The 4600-nt window shown below is 66.6% G+C and carries 7 protein-coding genes; 2 read left to right on the plus strand and 5 right to left on the minus strand.

The window, feature by feature from the left end; translation table 11 throughout:
- Positions 1–34: 34 nt before the first annotated feature.
- Positions 35–676: a nitroreductase family protein gene (locus ADBZ6I_RS16180; protein ID WP_526385632.1), complete on the plus strand. Its 642-nt coding sequence runs from the start codon at positions 35–37 to the stop codon at positions 674–676.
- A 16-nt stretch (positions 677–692) separates the two neighbouring features.
- Here ADBZ6I_RS16180 and ADBZ6I_RS16185 read toward each other — a convergent pair whose 3' ends face one another.
- The 3 genes from ADBZ6I_RS16185 to ADBZ6I_RS16195 are packed head-to-tail and all read right to left on the minus strand — an operon-like array spanning position 693 to position 1966.
- Complete coding sequence (locus tag ADBZ6I_RS16185; protein ID WP_526385634.1) at positions 693–1157, minus strand: tRNA (cytidine(34)-2'-O)-methyltransferase; 465 nt, start codon at positions 1155–1157, stop codon at positions 693–695.
- Positions 1158–1164: 7 nt separating this feature from the next.
- A complete protein-coding gene (locus ADBZ6I_RS16190) occupies positions 1165–1566 on the minus strand; it encodes a hypothetical protein (protein ID WP_526385636.1) in 402 nt (133 codons plus the stop codon).
- 25 nt (positions 1567–1591) lie between these two features.
- Positions 1592–1966 (minus strand): hypothetical protein, encoded by a 375-nt coding sequence (locus ADBZ6I_RS16195; protein ID WP_526385638.1) that lies wholly within the window; start codon positions 1964–1966, stop codon positions 1592–1594.
- Positions 1967–2210: 244 nt separating this feature from the next.
- On the opposite strand from ADBZ6I_RS16195, the gene ADBZ6I_RS16200 reads away from it, so the two are divergent.
- Entirely contained in the window at positions 2211–2423 is a 213-nt protein-coding gene (locus ADBZ6I_RS16200) for a DUF1942 domain-containing protein (RefSeq protein WP_526385640.1), read from the plus strand.
- A gap of 25 nt (positions 2424–2448) precedes the next feature.
- Here ADBZ6I_RS16200 and ADBZ6I_RS16205 read toward each other — a convergent pair whose 3' ends face one another.
- Both ADBZ6I_RS16205 and ADBZ6I_RS16210 read right to left on the minus strand, forming a co-directional pair.
- Positions 2449–3423, minus strand: coding sequence for an SGNH hydrolase domain-containing protein (locus ADBZ6I_RS16205; RefSeq protein WP_526385644.1), 975 nt, complete (start codon positions 3421–3423; stop codon positions 2449–2451).
- Between the two features lie 258 nt (positions 3424–3681).
- Positions 3682–4600 (minus strand): ABC transporter permease (locus ADBZ6I_RS16210; protein WP_526385642.1); only part of this gene is annotated, 919 nt, incomplete at its 5' end.

The following is a 4600-nucleotide window of genomic DNA, read 5'->3' on the forward strand; positions in this document are numbered from 1 at the left end:
TAGCACGCCGACGTTCAGCCGTACTCTTCTGCGTATGACACTCAACCTCTCCGCCGACGACGTTCTGACGACCACCCGTTCGGTGCGCAAGCGGCTCGACTTCGACAAGCCGGTGCCCCGCGAGGTCCTGATGGAGTGTCTGGACATCGCGCTGCAGGCGCCCACCGGTTCCAATTCGCAGGGCTGGCAGTGGATGTTCATCGAGGACCCGGTCAAAAAGGCCGCACTCGCCGATATCTACCGTTCCAACGCCACCTCGTATCTGGACCTGCCCAAGCCGCAGCGCGGCGACATCCGCGACCAGCAGATGGACGCGGTCATGAACTCCGCGAAATATCTCAACGAGAACATGGAAAAAGCGCCGGTCATGATGATCCCGCTGCTGGAGGGCCGGCCCGACAACGCCCCGGTGGGCATGCAGGCCTCGTACTGGGGGTCGCTGCTGCCGGCGGTCTGGAGTTACATGCTGGCGCTGCGCAACCGCGGCCTGGGCAGCGCATGGACGACGCTGCACCTCGTCGGCGACGGTGAGAAGCAGGCCGCCGATCTGCTCGGCATCCCGTTCGACGACTACGCCCAAGGTGGGCTGTTCCCGATCGCCTACACCATCGGCACCGACTTCAAGCTCGCCAAGCGGTTGCCCGCCGAGCAACTGACCCATTGGGACAGTTGGTGATTCGGGTTCGGCTGACTCACCGGCCGCCGGCGTAGCCGTGCTGGCGCCACGCCTCATAGGCGGCTACCGCGGCGGCATTGGACAGGTTCAGTGAGCGGCGGCCCGGCAGCATCGGGATGCGCACCTGCCCGGTGATGTGCGGGTCGGCCAGAGTGGCCTCATCCAGGCCGGTGGGCTCCGGGCCGAACATCAGCACATCACCGGGGGTGTAGGCGATGTCGGCGAACGACCGGTCGGCGTGCGCGGTGAAGGCGAAGACCCGGGCGCCGTCGAGAGCCGCCCAGGCGTCCGCCAGGCTGCGGTGCACGGTGACCGAGGCCAGGTCGTGATAGTCCAGCCCGGCGCGCCGCAGCTTCGGTTCGGACAGGTCGAAACCCAGTGGTTCGACCAGGTGCAGTTCGCAGCCCGTGGCCGCCACCATCCGGATGGCGTTGCCGGTGTTGGGGGCGATGCGCGGGGAGAAAAACAGAATCCGGAACACGAGCAGCTCAACCCGCGGGCAGTGTGTTCTTCACCACCACACCGTCTTTCATGATGACCGCGATGTTGGCCGGGTCGGCGAGCAGGCTCAGGTCCGTCGTGGGAAGCAGGGTGTCTTTGGCCCGGGCCAGCGTCGCGGCCGCCAGTTGGGTCTGGGTGGCCGTCATCAGATCCGGCATGGTGTTGGCCATGCCCACCAGATGCACGTGGGCGTCACTCATACCGGGCATCAGCACCCGGCCGGCACCGTCGATCACCGTGGCGTCGGAGACTTCGGCGATCGGCGACGTCTCGACCGCGGCGATGGTGCTGCCCTCGACAAGCACATGGCCGTCGGACAATCGTCCCGCGACGCCGTCGAAAATGCGGACGTTCTTCACCAGCACACCAGCGGGGTGTTCGATCGGCACACGGCCACGCTAGTGGCTTGGTCGACTATGCCGGAGAGGGTTCGGTTTCCGCCGTTACGTCCAATACGGCCGACTCGTCGCTCTCGTCCTCGCCCGGGTAGGGCTCGGCGTCCTCGCCCGGGTAGGGCTCGGCGTACTCGGCGGCCACCTCGTCGGGAGCCGCCACGACATCGACAGGCGCGGTGAAGCCGCCTGCCGTGACAGCATCCACAGCCCAATCGTCCGCCGGGAAGCCCATGCCGACCGGATCCTCACCGGAGCCGATCAGGGCTGCTCCAATCAGGCAGATGGCCACGAAAACACCGGTCACGACCAGGCTGAAGCCACCGAAGTAATTGGCCAGCAGTGCGGCTGCCGCACACGCCAGGAGCCAGCGCTGGCCCAGCCGACCCGAATCCATGCCGACAAATGTAGCGGACCGTCATTTCCCGCCTACCACTGTGCAAACCGGGGTATTTAACGCCCCGACAGTGCCGCCACAGGAAGGGACAGTAAGGGTGAAGATCACGAAGTCAGCCGCCGAAGTCAGCCGCCGCCGCGGTCGCTCTGGGCATCGGGGCCGCCACCGTCGCGCCGGCGTGGGCCACCGACAACATCAAGCCGTTCACCGAGCAGGAACGGTCGATCCGCGGATCGGGGGTTTCATGGCCCGCGCACAGAGCGGACCGGCGTACCCGATGCTGCGCAACGCGCCGGGCGGGCTCAACGTCGGGCCGCTGCCGCCGGGCGGCAGTGTCACCGGCAAGCTCTACTTCGACGTCGTCGGCCCGGAGCCCAACAGTGTGGTGTGGAGCGACGGGATGCGCGACATCCTGGCTTGGGTGCCCGGCGAGCCGCAGGGCGGCACCCGGCCTTAGCCGGTCGGTATCGCCGTGTCGCCGGTTATCCGGTGGGGCCGAGAACGCCGGCTGCCCGCAACGACTCGGCAACGACGGGAGTGATTTTGTCTCCGTAGGCCTGTGTTGGGTGCTCGGTGTCGCGCTTTGTCGGCGTCGACCCCACAAAGGCCGGGCAGCCCCCGTCGCTGCAGAACCAGGGCCGGGAATCGATCCACACCCCGCTTGAACCCCGGGCCACGTCCTGTTCGGCTTGGGCCGCGTCCAACCATTGGTCGGTGACCTTGCTGAGGCAATCGGCCGGGGTGCTACCGGGTTTGGTGTAACAACTGGCGATGTTCTGATCCGCCGGCGGCGGGGAGAGCCAGACGACCGTGCGGGTGTTCGCCCGGAATTTGTCGACAATGCGCTGAATGCCGTTCGCCCATTCGGCGGACGTGAGGTTCTGATCGCTGTCGACGCGTCTTTTCTCGGAGTACGAGTTAGCGATCATCACGACGTCCGGCTTGGTGGTGTTGATGACGCCCAGGGCTCGTTCCTTCACCCCCGGGCAGGCGGCGGCACGCTCCGGGTCAGCCTCGACAATGTCGTCCGCAGAGAATGGGCATCCCGACAGGGCCACCGTGTGGACTTGAATCCGCCCACCGGATTCCTCGGCGATCCGCCGCAGGGGTTCTCCGTAGGCCACGGCGATGGAGTCTCCGACCACCACGATCCGGAACGGTGCCGACGGTGATCCCCACACGCAGTTCTGGTCGTGGGAGCCGACATCGCCGCACGCGATCAACTCGGGCGGTGCCGACGGCACCGCGATGGCTTCCTCCATCGGCGGAATGAGAGTCGGCCATGCGGTCGCCTTCACGGCAGCGGCGATGTCTTGCTGCAATGCGGTACCCAGCGGACCCAGGGAGGAGTCACTCGCCCCTTGGATCGTTCCTCGTTCGGCCGCGGCTGAAGGCTTCTTCGCGGCTTCTGCCATAACAGCCGGAGACTGGGCGGGCGCAGTCAGCGTCAGCACCACCAAGCCAGCGGTGATGACGGACGCAATAGCCAGGGCCAACACCTTGATGTTGAGGCGTCTCGGCTCCTGCGGTACCCGAACGCTCCGTCGACGTGACTGCTTCCCCGACCGATTCCGGACGGTTGTCATAGGGCCCCTTGGATGGTCCGTTAACCGACCGAGCGGACTATACCGGGATTGGCCTTCGCGCCGCGTTAGCCGACGCCAGTGTTGACCATCGTTTTCGGCGTCGATTCGGCCTAATGCACCGACGCGTGCTCAGGCGGCTTTCAGCCGGATCTTCCAGCGGACGAAGCCCAGGTAGAGCACGCTGAGGCCGAGGAGCATCGCCATGTCGAACCACCAACTCGACGCCTGGTGCTTCCACCAGCGGTCCTTCGGGGTCAGCGGTCCGGGCACCTGATTGATCAGGTCGACGGTGGAGGCCGACGCAGCGAAGCCCCACCGCGCCGGCGTGAACCAGGACATCTGATCCAGCACAACCCGGTTGGTCACCGGGACCATGCCGCCGGAGAACACCAGCTGGCTCATGATTGCCACCACCAGCAGCGGCATGATCTGCTCGTTTGACTTCGCGACCGCCGAGAGCAGCAGGCCCAGGTTGGCCGATGCCACGCAGGTGGCCGCGATGGTGGCGAACAGCTCCACGGACGGATTGCCCAGGGCCACAGCACCTTCGGTGGGACCGCCCTTGCCCCACACCACGATCGACACCATGATCGCGGACTGCAGCACGGCGAACAGGGTGTAGACGCAGACCTTGGCCAGCAGGTACGCCGTGGTCGACAGGCCCACCGCCTGTTCGCGCCGGAAGATCGGCCGCTCGCCGATCAGGTCCCGGATGGTCAATGCGGTCCCCATGAACACCGCGCCGACGTTGAGGAACACCAGGATCTGACCGGGTTCGTTGGGGGAGCCGCCCATCGGATCGGGCTTGCCGAAGCCGACGTCGCCGGGCACCGCCAGTGACAGCACACCCATGATGAACGGCAGCACCGCCAGGAAGAAGAAATAGGCCCGGTCGGAGACGATCAGCCTGGCCTGCCGTCGCACGATCGTGGAGAACTGGCGGCGCAGGCTGGTGTGCACGGGCGCGCCGAGGTCGGAGGGCTCCTCGGTGGGCGGTGGCGGTGGCTGCGGCCCGATGCGGGCCAGGTATCGGTCGTTGGCGGCTTGC

This window comes from Mycobacterium sp. (genome assembly GCF_044342925.1).
Classification (GTDB): domain Bacteria; phylum Actinomycetota; class Actinomycetes; order Mycobacteriales; family Mycobacteriaceae; genus Mycobacterium.